This window comes from Erysipelatoclostridium sp. DFI.2.3 (genome assembly GCF_019132535.1).
GTDB classification, from domain to species: Bacteria; Bacillota_I; Bacilli_A; order Erysipelotrichales; family Erysipelotrichaceae; genus Clostridium_AQ; species Clostridium_AQ innocuum.
In genome coordinates this window covers 251,915-273,825 of record NZ_JAHOOJ010000003.1, presented here as the reverse complement: position 1 = coordinate 273,825, position 21,911 = coordinate 251,915, and the positions used below count along the sequence as shown (strand labels likewise).

24 protein-coding genes and 1 pseudogene are annotated in these 21,911 nt (G+C 43.8%); 14 read left to right on the top strand and 11 right to left on the bottom strand.

Features of this window, described 5'->3' with window-relative positions:
* Positions 1-36: 36 nt before the first annotated feature.
* The 5 genes from KSZ58_RS05115 to KSZ58_RS05100 all read right to left on the bottom strand — a co-directional run bounded on the left by KSZ58_RS05115 (position 37) and on the right by KSZ58_RS05100 (position 3,471).
* Positions 37-1,467: a glycoside hydrolase family 1 protein gene (locus tag KSZ58_RS05115; protein ID WP_008816644.1), complete on the bottom strand. Its 1,431-nt coding sequence runs from the start codon at positions 1,465-1,467 to the stop codon at positions 37-39.
* 1 nt (position 1,468) lies between these two features.
* Positions 1,469-1,798: a PTS lactose/cellobiose transporter subunit IIA gene (locus tag KSZ58_RS05110; protein ID WP_008816645.1), complete on the bottom strand. Its 330-nt coding sequence runs from the start codon at positions 1,796-1,798 to the stop codon at positions 1,469-1,471.
* A 14-nt stretch (positions 1,799-1,812) separates the two neighbouring features.
* Positions 1,813-2,319, bottom strand: coding sequence for a PTS transporter subunit EIIC (locus KSZ58_RS22590; protein WP_233104435.1), 507 nt, complete (start codon positions 2,317-2,319; stop codon positions 1,813-1,815).
* Entirely contained in the window at positions 2,316-3,101 is a 786-nt protein-coding gene (locus KSZ58_RS22585; RefSeq protein ID WP_233104434.1) for a hypothetical protein, read from the bottom strand. Before KSZ58_RS22585 ends, KSZ58_RS22590 begins: the two co-directional genes overlap by 4 nt.
* A gap of 61 nt (positions 3,102-3,162) precedes the next feature.
* The gene (locus tag KSZ58_RS05100; protein WP_002605869.1) at positions 3,163-3,471 is read right to left on the bottom strand and encodes a PTS sugar transporter subunit IIB; all 309 of its coding nucleotides are present in this window, start codon (positions 3,469-3,471) and stop codon (positions 3,163-3,165) included.
* A 352-nt stretch (positions 3,472-3,823) separates the two neighbouring features.
* Here KSZ58_RS05100 and KSZ58_RS05095 point away from each other — a divergent pair, with 352 nt between their 5' ends.
* Positions 3,824-5,746 (top strand): BglG family transcription antiterminator, encoded by a 1,923-nt coding sequence (locus KSZ58_RS05095; RefSeq protein WP_217752628.1) that lies wholly within the window; start codon positions 3,824-3,826, stop codon positions 5,744-5,746.
* Between the two features lie 450 nt (positions 5,747-6,196).
* Here KSZ58_RS05095 and KSZ58_RS05090 read toward each other — a convergent pair whose 3' ends face one another.
* Complete coding sequence (locus KSZ58_RS05090; RefSeq protein ID WP_217752627.1) at positions 6,197-7,417, bottom strand: VanZ family protein; 1,221 nt, start codon at positions 7,415-7,417, stop codon at positions 6,197-6,199.
* A 133-nt stretch (positions 7,418-7,550) separates the two neighbouring features.
* Positions 7,551-8,153 carry a hypothetical protein gene (locus tag KSZ58_RS05085; protein ID WP_009270587.1) on the bottom strand — a complete coding sequence of 201 codons (603 nt, stop codon included), beginning with the start codon at positions 8,151-8,153 and terminating at the stop codon, positions 7,551-7,553.
* Between the two features lie 196 nt (positions 8,154-8,349).
* Here KSZ58_RS05085 and KSZ58_RS05080 point away from each other — a divergent pair, with 196 nt between their 5' ends.
* The 13 genes and pseudogenes from KSZ58_RS05080 (at position 8,350) to KSZ58_RS23455 (ending at position 19,587) form a co-directional block, all read left to right on the top strand.
* On the top strand, positions 8,350-9,801 hold the full coding sequence (locus KSZ58_RS05080) for a sodium:alanine symporter family protein (RefSeq protein WP_009588759.1): 1,452 nt from the start codon (positions 8,350-8,352) through the stop codon (positions 9,799-9,801).
* A gap of 398 nt (positions 9,802-10,199) precedes the next feature.
* On the top strand, positions 10,200-11,330 hold the full coding sequence (locus KSZ58_RS05075) for a CobW family GTP-binding protein (protein ID WP_009588827.1): 1,131 nt from the start codon (positions 10,200-10,202) through the stop codon (positions 11,328-11,330).
* 9 nt (positions 11,331-11,339) lie between these two features.
* Complete coding sequence (locus KSZ58_RS05070) at positions 11,340-12,284, top strand: GTP-binding protein (RefSeq protein WP_008816654.1); 945 nt, start codon at positions 11,340-11,342, stop codon at positions 12,282-12,284.
* Between the two features lie 195 nt (positions 12,285-12,479).
* Complete coding sequence (locus tag KSZ58_RS22580; protein ID WP_009588882.1) at positions 12,480-12,635, top strand: diguanylate cyclase domain-containing protein; 156 nt, start codon at positions 12,480-12,482, stop codon at positions 12,633-12,635.
* On the top strand, positions 12,620-12,847 hold the full coding sequence (locus KSZ58_RS22575; protein ID WP_009588888.1) for a diguanylate cyclase domain-containing protein: 228 nt from the start codon (positions 12,620-12,622) through the stop codon (positions 12,845-12,847). Before KSZ58_RS22580 ends, KSZ58_RS22575 begins: the two co-directional genes overlap by 16 nt.
* Positions 12,848-12,889: 42 nt before the next feature.
* Entirely contained in the window at positions 12,890-13,693 is an 804-nt protein-coding gene (locus KSZ58_RS05060; protein ID WP_008816655.1) for a histidinol-phosphatase, read from the top strand.
* On the top strand, positions 13,686-14,354 hold the full coding sequence (locus KSZ58_RS05055) for a response regulator transcription factor (RefSeq protein WP_009270582.1): 669 nt from the start codon (positions 13,686-13,688) through the stop codon (positions 14,352-14,354). Before KSZ58_RS05060 ends, KSZ58_RS05055 begins: the two co-directional genes overlap by 8 nt.
* Before the next feature lie 91 nt (positions 14,355-14,445).
* Positions 14,446-15,363, top strand: coding sequence for an ATP-binding cassette domain-containing protein (locus KSZ58_RS05050; protein ID WP_008816657.1), 918 nt, complete (start codon positions 14,446-14,448; stop codon positions 15,361-15,363).
* Positions 15,353-15,703 (top strand): hypothetical protein, encoded by a 351-nt coding sequence (locus KSZ58_RS22570; RefSeq protein ID WP_009588898.1) that lies wholly within the window; start codon positions 15,353-15,355, stop codon positions 15,701-15,703. The genes KSZ58_RS05050 and KSZ58_RS22570 overlap by 11 nt, the downstream gene beginning before the upstream one ends.
* 3 nt (positions 15,704-15,706) lie before the next feature.
* Positions 15,707-16,105, top strand: a complete 399-nt coding sequence (locus KSZ58_RS22565; RefSeq protein WP_254884701.1) for a hypothetical protein — start codon at positions 15,707-15,709, stop codon at positions 16,103-16,105.
* 17 nt (positions 16,106-16,122) lie between these two features.
* Positions 16,123-17,013: a sensor histidine kinase KdpD gene (locus KSZ58_RS05040; RefSeq protein WP_054343721.1), complete on the top strand. Its 891-nt coding sequence runs from the start codon at positions 16,123-16,125 to the stop codon at positions 17,011-17,013.
* A gap of 341 nt (positions 17,014-17,354) precedes the next feature.
* A complete protein-coding gene (locus KSZ58_RS22560) occupies positions 17,355-17,756 on the top strand; it encodes a CPBP family intramembrane glutamic endopeptidase (RefSeq protein ID WP_009588856.1) in 402 nt (133 codons plus the stop codon).
* 130 nt (positions 17,757-17,886) lie between these two features.
* Positions 17,887-19,587, top strand: a pseudogene (locus KSZ58_RS23455) (AAA family ATPase).
* A gap of 138 nt (positions 19,588-19,725) precedes the next feature.
* On the opposite strand, the gene KSZ58_RS05010 reads toward KSZ58_RS23455, so the two are convergent.
* The 4 genes from KSZ58_RS05010 to KSZ58_RS04995 are packed head-to-tail and all read right to left on the bottom strand — an operon-like array spanning position 19,726 to position 21,851.
* On the bottom strand, positions 19,726-20,151 hold the full coding sequence (locus tag KSZ58_RS05010; protein WP_008816664.1) for a hypothetical protein: 426 nt from the start codon (positions 20,149-20,151) through the stop codon (positions 19,726-19,728).
* A complete protein-coding gene (locus KSZ58_RS05005) occupies positions 20,151-20,564 on the bottom strand; it encodes a DUF2871 domain-containing protein (RefSeq protein WP_002605850.1) in 414 nt (137 codons plus the stop codon). The genes KSZ58_RS05010 and KSZ58_RS05005 overlap by 1 nt, the downstream gene beginning before the upstream one ends.
* The gene (locus tag KSZ58_RS05000; RefSeq protein ID WP_009270578.1) at positions 20,561-21,229 is read right to left on the bottom strand and encodes a hypothetical protein; all 669 of its coding nucleotides are present in this window, start codon (positions 21,227-21,229) and stop codon (positions 20,561-20,563) included. The genes KSZ58_RS05005 and KSZ58_RS05000 overlap by 4 nt, the downstream gene beginning before the upstream one ends.
* A gap of 28 nt (positions 21,230-21,257) precedes the next feature.
* Entirely contained in the window at positions 21,258-21,851 is a 594-nt protein-coding gene (locus tag KSZ58_RS04995; RefSeq protein ID WP_009270577.1) for a TetR/AcrR family transcriptional regulator, read from the bottom strand.
* Between the last annotated feature and the right edge of the window lie 60 nt (positions 21,852-21,911).

The window sequence follows — 21,911 nt, the reverse complement described above, 5'->3', positions numbered from 1 at the left end:
TATGATAAAGGGATGCATACGGCATCCCTTTTTGCTTTACAGTTCTTCACCGTTTGTTTGAATTACATGCTGATACCAGGTAAAGGAATCCTTTCGAATTCGTGCATTGCTGCCGTTACCGCGATCATCACGATCCACGTAAATATAGCCATAGCGCTTGCTCATTTCTCCCTGTGAGCAGCTGACGATATCGATTGGTCCCCAGGATGCATACCCAAATACCTGAACCCCGTCGAGGATGGCTTCCCTCATGGCCTTGATATGCTCACGCAGATAAGCAATACGGTACTCATCATGAATGTGTCCGTCAATGACCGTATCAATCGCACCAAGTCCGTTCTCCGCAATGAAGATAGGAACATGATAACGGTCCCAGTACTGATTCAAAGAGTTTCGGAATCCGAGAGGATCGGTAGCCCAGCCCCAGATAGAGGTTTCCAAATACGGATTTTCTTTAGGCTGAGGCTGCGACGCATCTACGATTCGGGTGAAGTAATAAGAGAAGGAGAGAAAATCTGCAGGGTGTTCCTTTAACAGCTTCAGTTCTTCCTCCTTTGCATGGATCTGTATCTGATGATCCTTGAAATAACGAAGAGCATAACCGGGATATTCCCCGCGCAGTAAAACATCACTGTAGAAATAGATGCTCATCTGCATCCGCTGCGTATTAGCAAAAACATCCTCCGGGCGACAGGTGGCAGGATATAATGCATCATCTCCCAGCATCATACCAATCTGCATTCCCGCATCGATTTCATGCGCCAGCTTTGTGGCTTTTGCACATGCGACAAACTGATGATGCGTAGCCTGATATTTTGTGCTCTCCCAATTCTCATATCCGTCTTCCACCATACCCAGACTGGCGAATTCTCCCCAGCCGCCAAGGGAATTGATCTGATTCAATAGTATCCAGTATTTTACTTTTTTATGATACCGTTTAAACAGTACCTCACAGAAGCGGACAAAGAAATCAATCATTTCAGGCGCATACCAGCCCTTGTATTTTGTAATAAGATGAACCGGCATTTCATAATGAGAAACGGTCATGACAGGCTCAATCCCGTTTTTCAACATTTCATCAAGGAGTGCATCGTAATATTTCAGTCCTTCTTCATTCGGCAGATCCTCATCCCCGTTTGGGAAAATGCGGGTCCAGTTGAAGGATGTACGAAAGCAGCTGAATCCCATTTCCTTCATCAGTGCAAGATCTTCCTTATAGGTATGATAGAAATCAATGCCGTGCCTTCTTGGATAATAGCCATCCTTATCCTGCAGTGCTTCTTTGATTTGCTGAGCGGTATGTGTAAATCCAACGACATGCTTGCGGTCATAGTGTTCCGGAAGAATTTCGATATCAGCCATGGACGGCCCTTTTCCATCGATATTCCATGCGCCCTCCGCCTGATTTGCGGCAATAGCACCACCCCATAAAAAGCCCTTCGGAAATCCGGTTGCTGTTTTCCACATATTATTTCTCCAGCTTTCTATACAGACGTATCATATTCTGTGTTAAGTTGACCTCGCTGTTGATGGTCATCAGTGTATCCTGTGCATGTGTGAAAAGCAATGTTGTTTGCAGTTCATCCTCATTGATGGAGCTTTGTATCATTTCGGTCTGAATCACATGAGCCTTCGTTATTTCTTTTTTTGCAGCGGTTATTTTAGCCTTTATATCCTCCTCACTTTTATCTTCCAGGAGGGCATTGACTGCCTCATTCAACAGATTGCGACAATCACCTGCATGTAAGATGATTTGCATAGCGGCACTGTTAAGCTGTTCGATCGTAGTTTTTTTCATAACACCCTTCCTTTCTATGCTTCTTCTGTACGCTCACGCATTGCTTTGCGCTTTGCCAGCTGATCCTTTTTCATTTCATCCTCTTCTTCCTTTTGCATACACTGTCTGTCATATACCTTGAAGAACGGATAATAAATAATCCAGGATAAGACGAATATGAAGAAGGTAAACAACAGACCGATCATGCCGCCAACTGCATAGGAGCAGATTGGTCCAGGCAGATACCAGAAGGAGAATAAGGTCGTTATTTTCGGCAGGATATCAAAGTATAAGGCAAGCCAGGTCAATGCAGGGGCAAGCAATCCGACTATCCACATAGGAACCATTAGAATCGGATTAAATGCGATTGGTGCACCAAATACAAGGGGTTCATTGATATTGCATAAATTCGGTACCAGGGAAGCCTTGCCAATGACCTTGCATTTCTTTGATTTTGCCATAAACAGCATCATGAGTCCAAGCGCCAAGGTACAGCCGCCTCCGCCGAGGGTGAAATAATAGGAAACTCCGTCTGCATTTATGACAGATGCTGCGTTTCCGGCAGCGACAGCCGCCTGATTTGCGGCATTCCCTGTAAAATCAAAGCTGATTCAATTGGATAGATGACCCATGTGGAAATACCGAAGGTGTACAAAAAGGTATAGCCGAAGAAATACAGTACCACAAAGCCGAGAAAGCTGTCACCCGCACTCAAGATCGGAGAGAATAAGGTATAGATACAGTCAAAGATATTGATGTGCAGCTGGAAGATAAACAGCCATCCGACGAACAGGATAATGAGAATCGGAATCAGTGTATCAAACCAGACTGTGATGAAATCCGGAATAGCGCTGTCTTCTTTAAAGAAGGAATGTGTAGAGAATGCGTTCATCACAAAGCCTACAAACAAGCCTGCCATTAAGGCCGCAATCATACCGCCGTTACCAAGCGTGGAGCTTTGAAACAGAATGTTACCCGCTTCATCAAAGGTGGGACCTACCAGCATCAGGAAAAAACCGATACCTGCCAGACCTGCTTCCTTCTTTGTCTTATTGTGCCGTTTCTTTTCCATAAGCAGGTAAGGCACCAGATAGGCAAGGTACAGGGACAGCAGACCCAAAGAGAAGGTTGACAATGGACTGAAATCCGGGAACCCGTCAATCAGACCTCCAAAGGCTGTTAGTATTGTTGTAAATGATCCGATAAAGATCATTGGCATTGCAGTTAGGATCGCTTCCTGTACAGACGCAATCCAGGGATTACGCGCAAGCTTGTTCATTTTCGGAGCAAATTTGTTCGTCATCCAATCCATGAATTTTTTCATATGTTTCTCCTCATTTTTTCATTTTGTTTAAGTTACTTTAAAAGCGAAAGCTTTTGATGCATTAGTCTTCAAGGAAGGGTAATGCGAAATCAAGAACGGCATCCCCGTCTAACTCGCCGTAGGCATCCTTCGGTATGATTTGTACAGCTACGCCATGGGGCTCTGCGATGTCCTCCAGATCCTGCAGCATATAGCTCAGATGCGGACCTACCAGCAGCAGGTCGATATCCTCGATGTAGTCCTCTACAACAGAATCACTTCGTGCCTTTACTCCGATTTCGATGTTGCGTGCTTTTGCGGCCTGTCGGATGTTCTTCGCCATAAAGCCGCTGCTGGCTCCTGTACCGCAAACTAATAAAATGTTTTTCATAATGATCTCCTTTGTGTCCGTAAGCTTTTTAACATTCCACGGACTTTTTTTAATAATGAATGAAATTTTTCTGGATTGGTGTTAGAATATAGAAGAGATGTATCAAAGTATTCCCGTACTTGGCTGAAGCGATTCAGCGTGTGATATGTCTCTTTTTCTTATACCAATCAGTGTGACTGCCCTCCTTTCTTATCGACACCCTCAGTATAACGAATGCAGCCGAAACAGACAAATTTTAAAAGTTCCTAGTGCACGGAACTTTTTTAAGTTGAGCGGATTTTCGAATTCACGTATACTTATCATGTAATACTATCATTGTTTACAGGGGGATAAGGCAGGAGAGTGATTGAACATGAAAGATAATATATCGACATTGCTGGATTATTTATGGCATCACTATGAAAGCTGGATTTCCGCAGCTGAGCTTTCCCAACTGCTTCACGTTTCCACCCGCCAGATTCGCAAATACATCAGTATCCTGAATGAAGAGCATGTCGAAGAACCACTGGTCATTTCCACAAACAAGGGCTATAAGCTAAGCAGCACGGAGCAGTATCTGCGTTATCGGGAGAGCGGAAAGCATAATCTGGAAACCCCGCAGACACGGCAGAATCTGATAATACAGAAGCTGATTTCCTCCAAGAACGGCATTGATATCTTTGATCTGGCACAGGAGCTTTATGTCAGTGAATCTACAGTGGATAACGATATCCGCAGTATTCGCAAAATGATATCCGCGTATCAGATCGGTATTCGCAAGGAAAAGGATGTGCTGTTTATCGACGGCAGTGAAAAAGAAAAGCGCCAGCTGATGAGCCGGCTGATTACCAGTGATTCCTATGATAATTTTGTTTTAAAAGATGAGGTGCGGCTGCTGACCTATCATTATCACTTCTGGGATTTCCGGAAGAATCTTTCCGATATTTTTTCACGCAACAATCTGTTTGCGAATGACTATACGCTGAACAATACAGCCCTGCATTTGATTGTGATGATCGATCGCATCCGCAGCAGCTGTATCCTGCATGAGCAGGTGGACCTCACACCGTTTTTCGAAACGCCGCAGTATACGGTGGCAAGAGAAATCCGGGAATATATTGAAGAGGCATATGCGATACAGATCAATGATGCGGAATTATATAATCTTACCCTGATTATTATGAATAACACCACGATGATCGATTATTCCTTCATTAGCGGCTCCAACATTTCCTCCTTCATTGAACAGAGGTATATAGATATCGCCCATACCGTTATACACAATGTGGAGGAATGCTATCTTCTGGACCCCTTTGATGAGGAATTTATCGCAAAGTTTACGATTCATGTCAAGAATCTGTTTAATCGCGTAGAGCATAATTACTATGCTAAAAATCCGCTGACGGCAAAGATAAAATCGACCTATCCCCTGATCTATGATATTGCCGTTTATATCGCACAGCAGTTTAAGGATATGTATGACATCATTTTGAATGAGGATGAAATTGCTTTTATCTCCTTCCATATCGGCAGCTATTTTGAAAATAATGTACAATCAAAAAATAAGCTGACCGTATTGTTTCTCTATGCGGATTACTATAGTCTTCATCAAAACACGCTGGAAAAGATCAGTCGCCGCTTTGAGGACAAGGTGACGATCAAGTATGCGATGTCCATCCATTCATATCAGCCGAGTCTTCTGCATGCGGATTTGATTATATCGACTGTAGAAACACCATTCCCTCAGCCATCCATCATCATTCATCCCTTTTTAATTGAAAAGGATATGAATCAGCTTGAAAACACAATTACCAAAATGCTGGCTGAAAAAAATAAGAATAAGCTGAAGGAGTTTTTATTTGATCTGTTTGATCCCAGACTGTTTTATACAAATATGAACATGGATCGCACCCAGCTGATTCAGACGCTGTGCAATGATGCCATCCGTCTAGACTATGCCGATGCTTCTTTTACAACGGATGTCTTTGCGCGTGAGCATATGTCTTCGACAGCTTTTGAGGATGCCGCCGTACCGCATTCACTGGCAAGCAATGCAAAGAAAAGCTTTATCAGTGTGGTTTTGTGTCCGCAGGGTATGAAATGGGGAACGCATGAGGTTCATATTGTCACACTGCTGGGGGTACATGATGATTCCAGAAAGCTGTTTGCGCAGATATTCGATCATCTGATTGAGATTTTAAGTGAGCCCTCCTTTCTCAATGAGCTGGTAACCTGTCAGGATTATGATTCCTTTATTCAGAAGCTGACACACTATATGGATGCAGTCGATGTATGAAGCAGACTGCATCTTTTCAATGGTAAGCTGACAAACTGTTCGCGAGGCGCAAAAGCAGACAGTCTGTGGAAGGCTGCTGTGCTTTTATGATGAAAGGAAGCATAGCGGATGTAGTCTGCCTGTTTTTATATGGAAGCAAAGAATCCTGCAATGCCTATGCACAGCTGATGTCATTTTTCAATTTGTTCATGAGAATAGGGATGCCGCAAAGTCGAAGACATATGGCAGCCAGTGAAAAAAACAGCATCTGTCAAAACAGCGCTGTTTGCTTTTACGTGTTATGTTTTTACCAGAATCTGTATGGACTCTATGTAGGATTTTTTGTATGCTTTCTAAGGGAATCTTCCTGTATATTGGCGAAAGTGCACAAATTCCGTACGAATTCATTCTGATGTGTGCCAATGCGGATTCCTCCCTCTAGATCCTATGGTCAATTCTCAAGGAAGCAAGTCAGCTGTTTGCTGTGCTGGTATCATCCTCTGTGTTTGAGGCAGTATCTGAACCTGTCACTTCCTTTTTAAGCCCTTGTATGCCGGATTGATTTTTTATCGGCAGGAATCGGTCATACCAGGGAATGGCATCCTTATCAAACAAAGATAGGATACACTGATACATGGTCACCATATATAAGACAGCCAGAATGAGTACGGCTCCTCCGTACATCCAGTGGTGCGCTGCAGCGCTTTGCGTTAGAAAGGCCAGCACACAATGAAAAATATAAAACGGTGCAGGCAGGATGAGACCGTAAAGAATCATAAAATGAAGCAGATACTGATACCAGTGCGGTGGATGCCCATCCATGCTCACAAGCTTGATTTTCACAGCTGCCTTACCCAGCGTTCTGCCATGCATAAGTATCGGAAGAATGAACAGATACAGAAATACGACTGCCAGATATAAAAGACAGATGCGTATGGCAGGGCTTGTCAGCAGGAACTCATCGCGTAATATCAGAATCAGCGCAGTGATGATGGCTGTTGTCAACAGGATGATGAGGTTATCAAAGAAAAATGCCAGTGCTCTGCGCAGTGGGGATACGCTTCTACCGCGGTCATATGCTTTTTCATCCATACGGCTTCGTGAAACGAGGAAATGAGCAAATACCGGTGTGATTGCATATCCCAGCATGCCGCCCAGTGTATTGGTAATCAGATCGTCAACATCAAACAGACGGTAAGGGCGTGGATAGTAACCGAACAGTGCACTCAGCTGCAGACATTCGAAGGATAAGGTCAGAAGAAAGGTAAACAGCAGAGTCTTTTTCCAGCTGCATTGAAAATAGTAGCGAAGATAAACACCGAAGGGAACGGTAAGCAGAATGTTGAAGATGATCAGATACAGACTCGGCTCATTCAATGCTGTCAGATAGGTGGCGGGATCATTCCAGATTAGGGAGCTGTTCATGGTGAACTCTTTTAAAGAGGCAAATGGAATCAGCTGCACAATCGGCTTTGTATAGCTAGCTACTTCTTCCATTGGCGGCAGGGGAAGCAGAACGAGAAAATATGCACACAGAAGATAAAATATAAAGGAATACACGATCAGTACACGAATCGGTAGTATCGATCCGTATTTTCGATATTGAATAATGATATAAGGCAGCGTGATCATCGCCGCAAGAAATGGAAACAGCAGCAGTGCTGACTGCAGGGGAATCAGATATACAGACATGAGAACATACCTCCTGTTCTATTATAGCACGATGAAAAAATAAATTAGAAAAGGTGACAGAAGTGATAGTTTATCAAATGGTAAAAAAGCGATGCTTTCATCGCTTTTCTGGACACCATATACTGAAGGACTCCTAAATGTAATACATATAGTCACCTGTATCAACGGGTGCTTCCTTTTGAGGCTGCGGCTTTTCGATAGGGCTGTGTACAGCCTTCCGCTCGTTCATCTGCTTTTCATAATCCTTCCAGCTTTTGAAATACTTGCCTCTTGGCGGCCTGCCCGGCTTGAGAAGGACGGTGCTTTGTTTGATTTCGTCACTGTCTTCAATATCCCTGCCAAGCTTATTCGCCATGGTCATTCTCGGCTCACAGCCATCCTGAAACAATACAGCAGTGAGAAGCTGGTAACGGAACTGCACCTGATCTTCACAGTAATAGCTGATTTCGGTGAGTAGATTTTCCAGAAATTCTATTAAGAGCTTCTTTGTCAGATTATCCTTGAAAATGATAAAGGTTTCCTTATGGAGGGAGAATATTCTTGTGGCCTGACAGGTCGTAAAGTTGCCTTCAATCTGTTCGTAGAGCTTTTCTCTGGTATCCTGCAGCCAGATACCGCGCTGTTCATCCTGTGAAAGAAAGCCCCGGTCCTCATAGCTGACATGAAGCGCCTGCACTTTTTTACAATGCTTATATAAATTAGGTAAAAACCTGGTTCGCAATACCGGATATTTCATGTGTGTCTCCTTTTTTACAATGTTATTTTATATGTATAAGTATAACACGATGGAAAAGGTTTTGCGACATACAATCATATATCACTAAAATTCTAGGATTTCAATTTTTATATAAGTATGGTATACTTGTACGGGTATTTCCATTCTAAACACGCCGATAACGTGTTTTTATTTGGGCTTTTCAGCGAATGAGGCGATGGATGCGGGGTACGATAAGAAGAAAGGAAGTGAATGCGTGAATTTCATTCAGGAACTATTAGGAAATCTAAACACATTTTTATACAGTAATATATTGATCATTCTGCTGGTCGCAGCAGGACTGTATTTCAGTATACGGACAGGCTTTGTACAGTTTCGCATGCTGGGGGAGGGACTTCGTCTGCTTGGGGAGAAGGCACATCACCATGACGGTGTATCCTCTTTTCAGGCACTTATGATATCAACGGCCTCCCGTGTAGGAACCGGTAATATCGCCGGTGTCGCAACCGCTCTTGCTGCAGGAGGAGCAGGCTCTATCTTCTGGATGTGGGTGATTGCACTCATTGGAGGTGCCAGTGCCTTTGTGGAATCCACGCTGGCACAGATCTACAAGGAGCGTGATGGTGATCAGTTTCGCGGAGGTCCTGCATATTATATAGAGAAGGCATTGCATAAGAGATGGCTCGGTATTCTGTTTGCGGTATTGCTGATTGCCTGCTTCATCTTCGGCTTCAACGGCTTGCAGGCATATAATGTAAGCAGTGCTCTGGAGTATTATGTAACGGATATACAGACTGCCTCCATGCTGGTAGGTCTTGTTCTTGCGGGTGCTACCGCAGCGGTCATCTTCGGAGGTGTTCATCGCATCGGTATCATCAGCTCTACGATTGTTCCCATCATGGCAGTGTTGTATATTCTGCTGGGACTTTACATAACGATAGCCAATATCAGCGGACTGCCGGCAATATTCGCACAGATATTTCAGGAAGCCTTTGATCTGCAGGCTATCTTCGGAGGCTTTGCAGGCTCCTGTGTTATGTATGGCATCAAGCGCGGACTGTTTTCCAATGAAGCGGGTATGGGGTCTGCACCGAATGCCGGAGCAACAGCAGATGTGTCCCATCCGGTTAAACAGGGGCTTGTACAGACAATATCCGTTTTTATAGATACGATCCTCATCTGCTCGACAACAGCGTTCATGCTGCTGAATTTCGGTATTCGGGACGGACTGACGGGAATGCCGTATGTGCAGACAGCGGTTTCCGCAGAAGTAGGAACCTGGGGTATTCATTTCATAACGATTTCCATTATCCTGTTTGCCTTTTCCTCCCTGATTGGCAATTACTGCTATGCGGAAAGCAATTTGAAATTTATCATCAACGATAAGAAGGCACTTCTTGTATTCCGACTGCTTACGGTTGCCGTAATCTTTTTTGGGGCACAGGCGGATTTTTCCACCATATGGGATTTGGCCGATGTTTTGATGGGCTTTATGGCGATAGAAAACATCCTGGTGATTCTTCTGCTGGGCAATGTTGCTTTCCTTGCTTTAAAGGATTACACGAAGCAGAAAAAGCAGGGGAAGGACCCGTTGTTTGAACCGCAAAAGCTGAAGATCCGGCATGCGGAATGCTGGGAGGGCATCGACGAGGAATATAAAGAATCCTGAGGGTATTTATAGCTGGAGGTTCCTTACATAAGAAAATCATGGAAACACCCTGCTTCTGCGTATGCAAATGCAGGGGTTTTAATATATAGGAAAGGTCGTGATGCTAATTCTATAAGATGCTGCTTCAAATAATAGGATAGTAAAAATGACAGAGCCATCATTAAATATTTTGACTGGGAACGCGGATGCCTTTTGTACCGATAAGAATCAGCTGATAAAGAGTATAGTTCCAATTGTCATGGAATATGGTCTTTATGATAAGGAAGGGCAAAGATGGAGTTAGCATTTCCTTTCAGCATTACGAGGAGGATGGTTTTGTATTTGAAAGTTTCGCATCCTGGTGTTATACTAACAGACGTTGGGAATACTGCAAAGGAACAGGAAAGAAGGTTATTGGAATGACGAAAATCGATATTATCTCCGGCTTTCTGGGAGCTGGAAAAACAACGCTGATCAAGAAGCTGATCAAGGATGTATTACATAAGGAAAAGATTGTTCTGATTGAAAATGAATTTGGTGAAATCGGTATTGACGGTGGTTTTCTGGAGGATGCAGGAATAGAAATCCGGGAAATGAATTCCGGTTGTATCTGCTGTTCTCTGGTTGGTGATTTTTCCGAGGCATTGAAGAAGGTGCTTGCGGAATATCATCCGGAAAGGATCATCATAGAGCCCAGCGGTGTCGGCAAGCTGTCGGATGTAATAAAAGCGGTACAGGGAGTGGCGGAAGAATCCGAAATTTGTATGAACAGCTTTACGACGGTTGCGGATGCACAGAAATGCCGCATGTATATGAAAAACTTCGGTGAGTTTTTCAACAATCAAATTGAATATGCCAATACGATTATTTTAAGCCGTACGCAGAATCTGAATGAGGAAAAGCTGCAAAGTGTGACCCATGATATTAGAGGGCATAATGCACATGCGACCATGATAACGACACCATGGGATGAGCTGAACGGAGAACAGATTCTGGAGGCAATGGAGCAAAAGAAATCACTGGAAAAGGAGTTGCTGGAGGAAGCGGACATCTGTCCGACATGCCATCAGCACCATGACCACCATCATGAGCATGGTGAGGGATGCAGTCACGACCATGACCACCATCACGTGCATGATGAGGAATGCAGTCACGACCATGACCACCATCACGAGCAAGGTGAGGAATGCAGTCACGACCATGGCCATCATCACGAGCATGGGGAAAGCTGCAGCTGTGGGCATCATCATGATCATCACCATCATCATGCGGATGAGGTGTTTACCAGCTGGGGAATGGAAACCGTACGCACCTATGGGGAAGAGGAGCTTCGCCAAATTCTGGAGAAACTCTCCAATAGTGAGGAATACGGCATCATCCTGCGTGCTAAGGGAATGCTGAAAACTGAAAGTAAGGAATGGCTGTATTTTGATCTGGTTCCGGAAGAATATGAAATTCGAAAAGGGCAGCCAACCTATACCGGAAGATTTTGTGTCATCGGCTCCAAGCTTGAAGAAGATAAGCTGAAAGAGCTGTTTCATGCGGAATAGGAGAAGGCTATGACAGTACCTGTATATCTGTTTACCGGATTTCTGGAAAGCGGTAAAACAACACTGATTAAGGAAACACTGCTTGATACGGGATTCAATACTGGAGAGCGCACACTGCTGCTCGCCTGTGAAGAAGGTATGGAAGACTACGATGATGATTTTCTGACAAAAACAAATACCGCACTGGTTACTGTGGATAATGAAGCGGCGATGAGCTATGAGTTTTTAAAGAAATGTGACAGTCTGATTGAACCTGACCGAGTGATGATTGAATTTAACGGAACCTGGAATTTAAATAGCTTTATGGATGTAGAATACCCCTTTGACTGGCTGCTGGTTCAAATTCTTTCTACTGTGGATGCCTCCACGTTTGAAGTTTATCTGAATAATATGCGCTCCCTGATTTACGATCAGCTGCTGCATTCGGAAACGATTATCTTTAATCGTTGTGATGAAACAACGAAAAAGCTGTATCTGAGAAACAATATAAAAGCAATCAATAAGGGTGCGCAGCTGATTTATGAGACAAGAGATGGGCAGATCGTGGAGCTTGGCGATGACGAAATGCCGTTTGATCTTCATGCGGATGTAATACGCATAGCGGACGGCGATTACGGTCTGTGGTATATGGACGCTCTCGAGCATCCCCGTAAATATGAGGGAAAAAGCGTAGAGCTGAAAGGAAAGGTCATCGCAACGCATGTGGATGGAATACCGAATGCATTTGTCTTTGGACGCTATGCCATGGTCTGTTGCGCAGATGATACCTCACTGATCGGGCTGCTGTGTCATTATGAGCATGCAAGTAATCTGATCCCGAAGGACTGGGTCAGCATCACGGCGCAGATTGCAGTCGAATTTGATGAGGAATATCAGGGAGATGTCCCGGTTCTATATGTAAAACAGCTGACCGAGGTACTGCCGCTGGATGACGAACTCGTGTACTTTAATTAAGTGGTTATCGGAAATTGTCTTACCTGTGGTCATATAAGCAAAACAGTGTAATGAAAAGGTCGAGGATATCGTGTTAAAAAAATGATAGGCTTGACCTTTTTTTCTATATCTTTACGGGATAGAAACTGCTTTTACGATACCTTCACGGAAAAGGTAGCTGCAGCAAGCTTTGAGTTTAGGCATGAAATATAAAATGTGCTGCGCCCGGATGATATTGCCGGACGAATCGGTGGGGAGGAGTTCTGCATATATCTGAACGGGATACAGAATGAGGCACAGCTGCAGCATGTTATAGATACCCTGCTCGGCGTATTCGCACCATCCGCCTGCCACAGATGCAGAAAACGCTGACCATAAGCATAGGCTGCTGTCTTGTTGAACATGCACAGGTCTGCTTTCATGATGTGTATGAACGAAGTGATCAGGCACTTTACAGGGCAAAGGAAAAAGGTAGAAATCAGGCTGTTGTTTGTACGGCAGCCTACTTCAAAACTTGCAAGCCGGCTATATGTATTGCATGTAAAAGCATAAAATACAGTCGGTTTTTTGTTATTCCCTCTTAACTTGTGGTATAGTATACCTGTTGATAAAAGAAGGGAGCAGCTATGCGTAAAACAAATTATCACATGCATACCCGGCGCTGTATGCATGCCTCAGGCAGGGATGAGGAATATGTAATAAGTGCCATAAAAAACGGTTATGAGGAAATTGGATTTTCCGATCATTCCCCATGGAATTATGACAGCGATTTTGTGGCGAATATGCGGATGCCGTTGTCGAAGTTCGATGACTACTATGCCTCCGTTTCATCTTTAAAAGAGAAATATAAGAATCGCATATCCATTAAAATCGGTTTGGAATGCGAATATTTCCCCAAATATATCGATTGGCTAAAGCAGTTTCTGATTGACAAAAAGCTTGACTATATCATTTTCGGTAATCATTATTTTAAGACGGATGAGGAACGCGTGTACTTTGGGACCGCATGTGAGGAGGAGGCATGGCTGATCGCCTATGTGGATGAAGCCATCGCCGGGATGAAGACCAATCTATATTCCTACCTGTGTCATCCGGATCTGTTCATGCGGGGCCGTCGTGTGTTTGATGAAGTCGCAAAGCGCGAATCGATACGTCTGTGCCAGGCTGCAAAGGAATTACATATACCACTGGAATACAATCTGGCAGGTGCTGCCTATAATGACATCATGCATACCATGCAGTATCCGCATATTGATTTCTGGAAGACTGCGGCAGAGGTTGGCAATACGGCGATCATCGGAGTTGATGCCCATGAGCCGGCTGCACTGGAGACAGATTCATATCGTGAGGAAGGCATTGCGCTGCTTTCGGGCCTTGGCATGAAGATAACCGACACACTGCCCTTAAAGGACTTTACAAGCTATGAGTGAAGAACATATATTGATTGTGGAGGATGACGAAACCATCCACAATATGATCGATGAATATTTGGAAAAGGACTATATCTGTGTGGACGCATATTCCGGAACAGAGGCACGTCTGATTTTGCAGCACACCGAAGTATCGCTTGTACTGCTTGATTTGATGCTGCCGGGAGTCAGTGGAGAACAGCTTCTCAGGGAGCTGAAGCAAAAGCAGCTTCCGGTTATCGTGCTATCCGCAAAGGATGGAATCGACGACCGCGTGGCTCTGCTGAATGAGGGTGCTGATGATTATTTATGCAAACCGTTTGATTTAAAGGAGCTGAAGGCCAGAATTCAGGTTCAGCTGCGCAAACGAATGTCGAAGCAGGAGCATGCCATTGCTGTAGACGGTGTTGTTCTTCTGCCGGATTTCTGTCATCTGGAAATTCAGGGGATGAAAATTCGTCTGACAAGACATGAATACAGGATTCTGGAGCTGCTGATGCGGGATGTAAAACGGGCACGTACGAAAAAGGAAATCTATGAATATGCATGGGAAGATGATTATCTGGGAGATGACAAGACCATCAATGTTCACATCAGTAATATCCGAAGCAAGCTGCATGCAGTTTCGAAACAGGAATATATTGAAACGATATGGGGCATCGGATTCAAATGGAAGGACTAAGGTCCTTTTCTTTATTCTTTCTTAACCTTTTCCAGACAGTTTCTGAAACTTCATTTGCTATAATCTTCATGTACAAGGAAGGAATGATAATATGAAGGAATGGATCGTAGAAACGAAGGCCCTGACAAAGAAATTTCATAATTTCACAGCAGTAGATCAGGTATCTTTTCATATGAAAAAAGGATCGATTACTGGTCTGATCGGACCAAACGGTGCAGGAAAGTCCACGCTTATGAAGCTGATGAGCGGTTTGCTGCATGAAACACAGGGGGAATTGAAGCTGTTTGGCAAGCATCCCGGTGAGGACCCGTTTGTATTCCGGCGTGTAGGGACGCTGATAGAACATGCGGGACTGTATCCGGCGTTGAATGCGTATGATAATCTGAAAATGAAGGCACTTATGCTTGGGTGCTGCAGCCATGAGCTGATAACAGAGCTTTTAAAGCTTTGCTCACTCTCGACTACAGGAAAGAAAAAGGCAGGCGATTTCTCAATGGGAATGAAGCAGCGTCTGGGAATTGCGATGGCATTGCTGGGGGATCCCGAGCTGCTGATTCTGGATGAGCCGACAAACGGACTCGATCCGCAGGGAATCTGCGATATGCGTGATCTGCTGAAGCGTCTGCAGGAGGAACGCGGCATGAGTATCCTGATCAGCTCCCATATGCTGGCGGAGCTGGATAAGGTTGCTACGGATTTCGTTGTGATTCGTTCTGGTAAAATTATTGAGCAGTTCACAAAGGAGGAATTGCTGGAACGCTGCAGGGACTGCTTTCAGCTGCGGGTGGATGATGTGAAAAAGGCAAGTGTTATCCTGGAGGAAACATGCTTTGTTCAAACCTATGAGGTGCTGCCAAAGGGGATTCTGCGTCTGTATGATCATTATGAGGACCCCTCCCATATCGCACGACAGCTGGTACTGCATGATGTGGCACTTTATGGCATGGAGGATCATCATCAGGATTTGGAAGCCTATTTCCTGAAGGAGGGAGAAGAACATGTGGAATAATCTGAAAATGGATTTATATCGTATGGTGCGGCAGAAGTCCTTTTATATTTCGATGACCGTTATGCTGCTGTTGTATTTATGGCTGACGACTGCTGTGGGGTTGCAGAACAATACACCGTTTGCGACCTTTCATCAGGGAAAGGATACACTTGTTGATTTTCTTTATTACTTTCCTAAAAGCTCTTTTTATCAGATAGCGGTACTGATCTTTCTGTCTTTGTTTTTCTGTGAGGAATATGCCAGCGGCTTCGTGAAGAATATCTATCCGATGATGCACCGTAAGGAGCTGCTGTTGCTGGAACGCTTTGTGTTTTCATTTATCACCGCGTTTATATACTAGGCTGTGATCATTGTCATGGTTGTAGTGGAGAATCTGTGGCAGCAGGATTCCTTTGCCTCCTTCTCCATCCTGCAGTTTATATGCTATTCCCTGATGCAGATGCTGATACTGACTGTAATTGCATCCTTTCTGAATATGCTCATTCATGCGACCGGAAGCAAAGTGCTTGCTATTCTGGTGTCTGTAGGCTATGGCAGTATGACGGTATTTATGCTGCATGCCGGGATTATGTCATTACTGAAGGTGGAGTATACGGATTATATTCTGTATGCGATATCCGGTCAGCTGCCGTATTCCTGGGACGCTGTATTCTACAGCCGGGCTGCTATGGTGGCAATTACCAGTGCAATCTTGTATAATATAGGCAGTTATGTACTGCTGCGGAAAAAAGATTTGAAATAAGGAAGAGAGGGAACAATATGCTGGAAATTATCGTGCTTGTATTAGGATTGCTGTGTCTGTTCCTTTTACTGCTTCTCTTCCTTCAGCATAAAAATGTCCGCTGTATCAGAGAACAGCTGACCTACACCAACCGGGAGCATAGCACCTTCCGGTTTTATTCAGCATCCATTGATCCGCAGATGAAGGCACTATGCGAGGAAATGCAGAAGCTGCGGGAATATTATATGCAGGAAAGTGTGAAGGCGATGCGGATGGACCATAATTTTAAACATCTGATAACCAATATATCACATGATATCCGCACTCCACTGACAAGTATCAGCGGGTATCTGCAAATGCTGGAAACGGCAGAGGGCGAAGAGGAACGGCAGCATTGCTTTCAGGTGATCCGGGCACGTATGACATATCTGCAGGATTTACTGGAGGAGCTGTTTTTGTATACCCGTCTGAGCAGTGCCAGCATTGAGTTTCATCCGGAGCCGATTCGTATCCATGATATACTGAGTGAAGTACTGCTGCATTATTATAAGGATTTCAAACAGCAGGAGCTGCAGGTTCAACTGGAGGTCGATCCTATGACAATGCTGACAGGTGATCCGGTATATCTGAAGCGAATGCTGCATAATCTGTGTGTCAATGTACTGCGTCACGGCTTTGGGACCTTTGTTATCTCTGCAAAACGAACAGACAACACATGCGAGCTTGTGTTTGAGAATGACCTTGTGGATGATGTAGATACAAAGGCGATTTTTGAACGCTTTTATACAAAGGACAATGGTGGTAGCGGCAGAGATACAGGTCTTGGGCTTGCTATTGTAAAGGAGCTGTGCGAAGGTATGCAGGGTACCGTGTTTGCACAAAAGGAAGCGCATCGGCTGGCCATTCATACGATTTTCCCGCTTGCTTGATTATTTTAGAATGATAGCCTGCATTAGGTGAGAACACCAGCAGGAATTACTGTTATGAGGTGAATAATGAAAAACATATGAACGGCGTTTATAATTGGCTGCTTGGAAATAGGGATCCTATATGTTGTTTTGTATATTGCAAAAGTGGCAGGTGTTGATCTGCGTGTTTTATCCATATCATCAGTAATTACACAAATGATAGCGGTGATGCTGCTCCCGATTATCTGCTTACTTGTATTTCGAAAGGATACAGGTTCGCTTTTTAGAATCAGACATACGTATCTGTTATTGTTATTATGCATTATGTATTGTGTTTTTTTGTTGTACATCAGCAATTTAACATGCCTGGCTTCTATCTGTTTATACAGGATTTAATCATCATCGGGTTTTCAGAGGAGTATTTGTATCGGGGTGTGATGTATTCCATAATGAAAAAAGAGAATACAGCTTTGGCAATTGTATTGAGCAGTTTATTCCGGGGAATCACACATGCCGTATATCCAACGGTAGTGGTTGGTGGTGATCTGTCTGTATTTCTGACAGATTGCATATCGAATATAGGATTTGGTCTGTTTATCGGATATGGCTTTATTTATGTATTTGAGGAATCTAAAACGTTATGGATTCCTATCTTACTCCATGCTGTATATGACTATAGTATGGGGTATGGCTGGATTATATTTGTTGGAACTGTTATGTATTTGTATATCGTAAATAAAGGAGGACATACCAGACAAAAGTAGCTGTATGATAAGCACCCTTGTTCATACTCTTCTATCTTAATAAGGCGCAAACATCCTTAGCTGGCATCATGGCGAAATCTTTTGGTGTAAAACAGGGGACGTGGTATAAAAATACAAGGAGCTGATGATCATGAAGCGCTTGCCGATAGGAATCGAGGACTTTAAAGAACTGATAGAAAAAGAGTATTACTATGTGGATAAAACAATGTTTATCAAAAATGTTCTGGAGGAAAAGGTGGTCCTATATACAAGACCGCGCCGGTTTGGTAAGACACTGAATATGAGCACGCTGTACTACTTCTTTTCCATTAAGCAAAAAAAAACGCCTATCTCTTTAACGGCTTAAATATTATGAAACGGCGTGATGCTGTTGAGCATCTAAACAAATATCCTGTCCTCATGATTTCTTTAAGGAAATGAAGCAAACCACCTTCGAAAAGCAATTGGAAATGTATAGTGTTTTCATTCGTGATATCATCCGCCGAAATCAGGAATTACTGGAAAGTGAACAAATCAATGCAATCGACAAGGAACTGCTGACTGCATATTATATGGGAACAAAGAATGAAGTCAGCCAGCAGACAGCGCTGAAATTCCTTTGCGAGTGTCTTCAGCAGCATTATCATCAAAACGTTATCCTGTTGATTGACGAATAGGCGCTGCCCGCCCATGGCGCGATGTACCCTTGCAAAGTGCCTATCTGCATGGCTATTATGATCAAATGGTGGAATTTTTAAGAAATGTTTTCAGTGCTGCATTAAAAACAAACGATGCCTTGGAAAAAGGGGTATTAACAGGCTGCCTGAGGATTGCAAAAGAATCGATTTTTACAGGTCTTAATAATTTTAATGTCTATTCTGTTTTTGACAAACAGTCCAGTTCAGATTTTGGCTTTACACCTGAAGAAGTGATGTGTCTACTGAATGACTATGAGCTTAGAAAGTTTGAACGTACTGTGAAGGAATGGTAGGCGCTGCCCGCCCGTGGCGCGATGGTTATCGATATGGTAATCAGGATATTTACACTACTAGTGGGCAGAGCCTAATCCCTGGAGTGTATTGATGTATGTAAAAAAATCATTCAGAAGGATGATGAACCTGAATCCTTCTGGGCAAATACGAGTGGTAATGATGTGATATATCGTTTCATACAGCAGGGGAATGCGGAAATGAAACAGGATTTTGACATCTTGTCCAGCGGCGGCATGATTGAAAAAACAATCAAACCGGAGCTGACGTATCGGGAACTGGATGATACAGACAATCTATACAGCTTTCTGTTGTTTACCGGCTATCTGAAGGCTATAAGCAAAACGGACACAAACACCTATCAGCTTATGATTCCCAATAAAGAAATACAGTACATCTACACAACCATTTTTGAAGAATGGTTTAAGCAGCAGATCAGAAGCTACCAGGCATCGTTTCTGGAAGCACTTCTGCAGGAGCATGTGGAAGAAGCGAACGAAATTCTGAATACCGTATTATTTCAATCCATGAGCTATTTTGATTATGACGAGAAGTATTATCATGGATTTCTAAACGGCATGCTGCAGGGGAAGGGCAGCTATCGCATTGTTTCCAATCAGGAATCCGGATTTGGAAGGTGCGACCTTGCAGTTCTACCGGCGTATAACAAGAACAGAGGACTGCTGCTTGAATTAAAGGTGGCAAAGCGTGAAGAGGATGTGGAAAAGAGTGCAGAGCTGGCAATACAACAGATCAAAGAAAAGCAGTATATCGAGGGTCTGCACAGAAAGGGCTATACCGACATTCTCGGGTACGGCATCGCCTTCTACAAGAAAACCTGTGTAATAAAAAAGATGGAATAGAAAGCCGTTAAGCATAAAACAACTGGTTGTCCAGAAAAAGCAATTACAAATGAAAAAGAGAATTCAAAGATACCTTACGTAAAATTTGAATTCTCTTCTTTTTTGTAGTGTAGTGCAAAACAGGCTGTATCGTTTTGACTAATTCGCATGCAATCGGAAGGTACTGGTTTTTACATACTGTCGTATGAAGCCGATTCCGGCCGCAAGCAGTGCGCAGCCAAGACCGGTATAGAAGGACTTGATACATACATCCGGCCAAAGATGCGATGCACGCAGGGCAATACCAAAACTCATCATACAGATCATGATAATATAGGATTTTGCATCAAAGAAGCGCAGGATATGCATACGATCTTCTGTATTGGCAAGAATGCGCTCTGTATGCTTATGAATCAGCTTTTTAAAAATCATATGGTAGAAAATCAGGAAGGTGATAACCGCGGCAGCAGCAGTTGCTATGCTCATATAGCTGGTACTCAGCCATCCGATCCTGACAATATTGAAGCCTGCGGCTGCCCATACAATGCCTGCTGTCAGAAGCAGATATTTCTTTGCTACGTGCATTATTCCTTCACCTTCTCCTTCAGCATCAGGAAGAGGAGAATCATACCGATACCAACCAGAATGTGTCCAATACCTGCAAAGCCGGAAATCATACCGTTTGCCGCAGAAGTCAGTGTGCTGCCATTTACCTGAAGAACACCACGGACCGCCAGCATCAGGGAGGTCAGAAGAACACCGATATTATACACGATGATAAACGCCCTGTACTTCTTTGATTCCTGAATGGCAAACAGCTTGATACAAAAGGTGACAATCAGAAACATAACCATTCCCAGCAGAAACAAATGGGTGTGCACAAAGGATAATGCCGTGCGTCCATCAAAGCCGCTCAGCTTTGTAAATTCTCGATAAAAGACTCCGCCAATCATGGCGAGAATCGCATATAAAAATGCAAGATTGATTGTTTTTTTCATAAATAATTCAGCTCCTTTTTCATCATTTGATATCCCATCCATACAACCCATACATAGGCGAGTGTCTTGGGAATCATCAGCATTCCAATCATTGGCAGGGTATCAGCCCATAAGACGACCGGAATGTAAAACAGAAAACTCAGTGTGATGGCAAGCCACATGTATTTGAAATCGAAATCCTCCTTCTGCTTTGCCTGCTGATAAAACAGCACGATGATCCAAAGTCCCATCAATGCAAACGGCACATTTCTAAGGATACCCCAGCTAAGCGGTGCATTCGGACTTGTCCATGCATTCTGCGGAAAGACGCAGAGTGCCATGCGGAGCAAGGCAAGCAGATACATGCCTGTGCGAAGCAGGGGACGGTGTCTGTTATAACGCAACTCCCATATGCGAAACAGCAGCAGGTAGAAAATGGTCATCGTAATGGATGTGATAAATTTTCCGATTCCCAATGCTGCCGTGTGAGCCGCAAGTCCGTCAGTGCATAATGCATAGGCTCTGGGGATAAGATGAAAGGCGTCTCCCAGCCCGAGGGTTACCGCCATGATGCCAAATAAGAAAAGCATACGGTTTCCTCTTGCCTTTCGTATCATGGTGATTCCCAGTATACATACGGTGCATAAATATAAAATATCAAAAGCAGTTTCCATAACAGCCTGCATGACTTCCTCCTTATTATATGACCATGGTTTATTTTGGACCGTGAGTAGTTGTTCCGTGCGTTACCTGAAGCAGCCGGCAGATAAGCTCCTTTGTGAAGGTACAGCTCCTTCTTTGGTGCGATAAATCATTCATCATATGCTCCATCAGAAAATCGATGAAGGCAGCCTTTGTGAAGGTAGCATTCCAGATATGCTCAGGGATATCGCAATCCTGCTGCAGGGCATAAAGGAATCCCTCGCGGATATGCTGCTGATAACGTTCCTCCATCAGCTTTCCACGCTCTTTTTCAGTATTGCGCAATATATCCAGCTGACCCAGCAGTACGGAAAAGAAATCCTCCATATGCTCTGCAAGCCGGTGGTATACAACCTCATAGAAATCCGCAAAGGGAAGTGTTTCACTGAGAATGCAGATATCCTTGTGAAAAATTCCTTTCCAGAAGCTTTCCACAATGGCAAGCAGCAGGTCGGACTTTGACGGGAAGTAGTTGTAAACAGCACCAACGGAAATATTCAGTTTTTTAGCAAGTACCCGGATACTGAGCTGATCAATGCCTTCTTGAAATACAATCTGTCTGGCAGTATCCAGAAGCTCCTCTTTTGAGGTAACAACCTTGTTCATAAACCACCTCCAACTTGAACACCGTTCATTATGAACTTCTCCGATACAGATGTCAAGCGG

Excerpts from the sequence above, each read along its gene's own strand:
- KSZ58_RS05115 (WP_008816644.1), bottom strand. The coding sequence starts at position 1,467 with ATGTGGAAAACAGCAACCGGATTTCCGAAGGGCTTTTTATGGGGTGGT.
- KSZ58_RS05110 (WP_008816645.1), bottom strand. The coding sequence starts at position 1,798 with ATGAAAAAAACTACGATCGAACAGCTTAACAGTGCCGCTATGCAAATC.
- KSZ58_RS22585 (WP_233104434.1), bottom strand. The coding sequence starts at position 3,101 with ATGAAAAAATTCATGGATTGGATGACGAACAAATTTGCTCCGAAAATG.
- KSZ58_RS05100 (WP_002605869.1), bottom strand. The coding sequence starts at position 3,471 with ATGAAAAACATTTTATTAGTTTGCGGTACAGGAGCCAGCAGCGGCTTT.
- KSZ58_RS05095 (WP_217752628.1), top strand. The coding sequence starts at position 3,824 with ATGAAAGATAATATATCGACATTGCTGGATTATTTATGGCATCACTAT.
- KSZ58_RS05090 (WP_217752627.1), bottom strand. The coding sequence starts at position 7,417 with ATGTCTGTATATCTGATTCCCCTGCAGTCAGCACTGCTGCTGTTTCCA.
- KSZ58_RS05085 (WP_009270587.1), bottom strand. The coding sequence starts at position 8,153 with ATGAAATATCCGGTATTGCGAACCAGGTTTTTACCTAATTTATATAAG.
- KSZ58_RS05080 (WP_009588759.1), top strand. The coding sequence starts at position 8,350 with ATGGATGCGGGGTACGATAAGAAGAAAGGAAGTGAATGCGTGAATTTC.
- KSZ58_RS05075 (WP_009588827.1), top strand. The coding sequence starts at position 10,200 with ATGACGAAAATCGATATTATCTCCGGCTTTCTGGGAGCTGGAAAAACA.
- KSZ58_RS05070 (WP_008816654.1), top strand. The coding sequence starts at position 11,340 with ATGACAGTACCTGTATATCTGTTTACCGGATTTCTGGAAAGCGGTAAA.
- KSZ58_RS22575 (WP_009588888.1), top strand. The coding sequence starts at position 12,620 with ATGCAGAAAACGCTGACCATAAGCATAGGCTGCTGTCTTGTTGAACAT.
- KSZ58_RS05060 (WP_008816655.1), top strand. The coding sequence starts at position 12,890 with ATGCGTAAAACAAATTATCACATGCATACCCGGCGCTGTATGCATGCC.
- KSZ58_RS05055 (WP_009270582.1), top strand. The coding sequence starts at position 13,686 with ATGAGTGAAGAACATATATTGATTGTGGAGGATGACGAAACCATCCAC.
- KSZ58_RS05050 (WP_008816657.1), top strand. The coding sequence starts at position 14,446 with ATGAAGGAATGGATCGTAGAAACGAAGGCCCTGACAAAGAAATTTCAT.
- KSZ58_RS22570 (WP_009588898.1), top strand. The coding sequence starts at position 15,353 with ATGTGGAATAATCTGAAAATGGATTTATATCGTATGGTGCGGCAGAAG.
- KSZ58_RS05040 (WP_054343721.1), top strand. The coding sequence starts at position 16,123 with ATGCTGGAAATTATCGTGCTTGTATTAGGATTGCTGTGTCTGTTCCTT.
- KSZ58_RS22560 (WP_009588856.1), top strand. The coding sequence starts at position 17,355 with ATGCCTGGCTTCTATCTGTTTATACAGGATTTAATCATCATCGGGTTT.
- KSZ58_RS05010 (WP_008816664.1), bottom strand. The coding sequence starts at position 20,151 with ATGCACGTAGCAAAGAAATATCTGCTTCTGACAGCAGGCATTGTATGG.
- KSZ58_RS05005 (WP_002605850.1), bottom strand. The coding sequence starts at position 20,564 with ATGAAAAAAACAATCAATCTTGCATTTTTATATGCGATTCTCGCCATG.
- KSZ58_RS05000 (WP_009270578.1), bottom strand. The coding sequence starts at position 21,229 with ATGCAGGCTGTTATGGAAACTGCTTTTGATATTTTATATTTATGCACC.
- KSZ58_RS04995 (WP_009270577.1), bottom strand. The coding sequence starts at position 21,851 with ATGAACAAGGTTGTTACCTCAAAAGAGGAGCTTCTGGATACTGCCAGA.